The 2,725-nt window shown below is 31.4% G+C and carries 2 protein-coding genes; both read left to right on the top strand.

The window, feature by feature from the left end; genetic code table 11:
• On the top strand, positions 1-1,310 hold a 1,310-nt coding region (locus DNK84_RS06975; protein ID WP_162902287.1), incomplete at its 5' end, for a non-ribosomal peptide synthetase.
• 3 nt (positions 1,311-1,313) lie between these two features.
• Positions 1,314-2,474: a hypothetical protein gene (locus tag DNK84_RS06970; RefSeq protein ID WP_119343830.1), complete on the top strand. Its 1,161-nt coding sequence runs from the start codon at positions 1,314-1,316 to the stop codon at positions 2,472-2,474.
• The last annotated feature ends 251 nt before the right edge of the window (positions 2,475-2,725 follow it).

Genomic DNA, 2,725 nt, shown 5'->3' with positions numbered 1-2,725 from the left:
GTCAACCTAAAGGGGTGATGGTACAGCATAATAGTGCAGTAAATTACATAAATAACATAAAAAACAAACACATAATATTGCAGCAAGATACAGTAGATTTTTCAGGTAATATTAGCTTTGACTTTTCAATTACCACTGCAATATCTCCATTATGTATTGGTTCAAAAATAGCCGTTTATCATGATGCTTTACAAAATGTTCAAGGTTATATAAAACACCTAACTAAAAATGAAGTTAGTTTTATCAAATTAACCCCAACTTATTTTGATTCAATAAAAACACTTATTTATTACCTTTATATTGAAAAAGTTGTATTAGGTGGAGAGAAAATACCTGGTACATTAGAAGAATACATTAATGAATTTTGTAGCAATGATGCAATAGATAGGTTATTAATATTTGACGAGTATGGCCCAACTGAAGCCACTGTTGGAACATATTATAATCAAATTGCAGAAAATATATTTTGCTTGTATGACAATTATAAAATTTATCTACTTGATGAGAATTTAAGGTCTGTTCCTATTAACTTTATAGGAGAAATCTATATTTCTGGTGCAGGATTATCAAGAGGCTATTTAAATCAACCTGAACTTACGGAAGAATTTTTTATTGATAATCCCTTTGCTGCAGATAAGGATATAGAAAAAGGTTACACACGGTTGTATAGAACAGGTGACTTGGCTAAGTGGCTACCTGATGGAAGTATTTTATACATAGGACGAGCTGATTCCCAAGTGAAGTTAAGAGGTCAGAGGGTTGAATTGGGTGAAATAGAATCTGCTTTATCTTCAATTGATGGTATTAAACAAAGCTGTGTTATTGTAGATAGAGAAAGTGCAATACAACGTCTTATTGGTTATTATATTTTAGACAAAACGATAAAACTCAATCAAGATTTTATTTTAAAGCAATTGGCATCATTTTTACCGGATTATATGCTTCCTAATGCATTAATTGAAATAGATCAATTTCCAATGACAGTGAATGGGAAGCTAGATCGAAAAGCATTACCAATGCCTGAATTAATTCATCAAAAAATGCATGTAGAACCAAGAAATGGAGCTGAACAAACGGTACGTCAAATTTGGTCTAAAGTACTTAATATTCCTGAGGGAAAGATCGGCATATATGATGATTTCTTTAGTTTAGGTGGAAATTCAATCATGACGGCATCGATTGTCTCTAGAATTAACACTAGTCTTGATGCATCTATTTCTTTAAAAGATATTTTTTTATATCCAACTATTGCTAAATTATCTGAATTTATTGATAAAGAGAAAAAAGTAAAATGTAGCAAAGGTAAGTAATATATGAGTCAAAGAACACGGTCATTGGAAGATGCAATAAAATTAAATCAAATTGAACCTATTGATTCAGCTTGTTTCTCAAGCTTTTTTAATCATAATATTGGATTGTCTGCAAGTGAAGCGCATATTTTAATTGACGCCTTAATGAATAACCAGCCGAAATTGACAGCAATTAGCAAAACCTGTTTTGGTAACATAGGTGCCGTACTTTTACCTGTATTAAATGAGATGGTTTATTCAGATAAAAATTTATTGAGCTATATTCAAAAGGCAATTTTGCTGTCTAAAGAGCTAGGTGCAAAATGTATCTCCTTAGCTGACATAATACCTTCAGCTACTAATTATGGTTGTGATATTTCTATGTCTAATAACTTTGATTTGAGTCTTACAACAGGCCATGCTGTGACTGCCACAGCCATGGTTATTAATACTGAAAACGTTTTAAAGCAAACTCACAGGGAAATAAAAAACGAAGTAGTAAGTTTTGTTGGTTTAGGTGCAATTGGATCAAGTACTTTAAGGTTAATGCTTCAAGTAACAGATCACCCTAAAAAAATAATTTTATGTGATGTTTTCAATAAAAATGAAGAATTAAACACAATAAGAAATGAAATTATTAATGAATATCATTTTAAGGGTGAGTTAATTATTGCTCATTCAAAAAATTTAATCTTGCCAGATGTTATTTATGAAAAATCTCAACTGATTATTGGTGCCAGTAATGCACCTAATTTAATTTCTTTATCATCTATTAAATCAAGCACCATTATCATTGATGACTCTGCACCTCATATTTTTAATACAGTTGAAACGATTCATAGGATTCAAGAAAAATCAGATATTCTTTTTATTCACGGTGGAATCTTATCATTACCCCAAATTATTTCAAATAAAATTGACTATCACATTAGGCGCTGGTCAAAGTTTTTAAATAGGGACAGTTCTTACGAAATAATGGGATGTAGTTTTGGTAGCTTGTTACCTGTTATTAATCACAAATTAAAACCAACCATTGGCAACATTAAACCTATGGATTTAAAGACTTACTACGAAGAAATTAAGAAACTTAAAATTCGGGCCTCTGAGCTACAATTTTCAAACTATACATATGATCAAGAATATATATATAAGTTTAATGGTAACCGCTCCATAAACCCCATCTAGTACGGGTTAAGCCCGGATACGTGTAAAAATAGGAGTATGCCGTAGCTAAGCTATAAGAAAGATGGCGGAAGAGGCTCTTTTCCGTTTACTGTGGGTATGGAATTCAGTAGCAATAAGGGTTACAATGCTGTTACCTAAATCAAAATGTCGCGTTTTTAATGAAAGACTTAAGCATTCCTTTAGATATAGACAATCTTAAAGTTATCTCTCAAACCCTTGATACTAAAGGGAATATCATCATTACGGTCGAA

It is taken from the genome of Facilibium subflavum (assembly GCF_003574485.1).
GTDB classification, from domain to species: domain Bacteria; phylum Pseudomonadota; class Gammaproteobacteria; order Francisellales; family Francisellaceae; genus Facilibium; species Facilibium subflavum.
The sequence above is the reverse complement of the archived record's forward strand: the minus strand, read 5'-3'. Positions and strand labels throughout refer to the sequence as shown.

Excerpts from the sequence above, each read along its gene's own strand:
- DNK84_RS06970 (WP_119343830.1), top strand. The coding sequence starts at position 1,314 with ATGAGTCAAAGAACACGGTCATTGGAAGATGCAATAAAATTAAATCAA.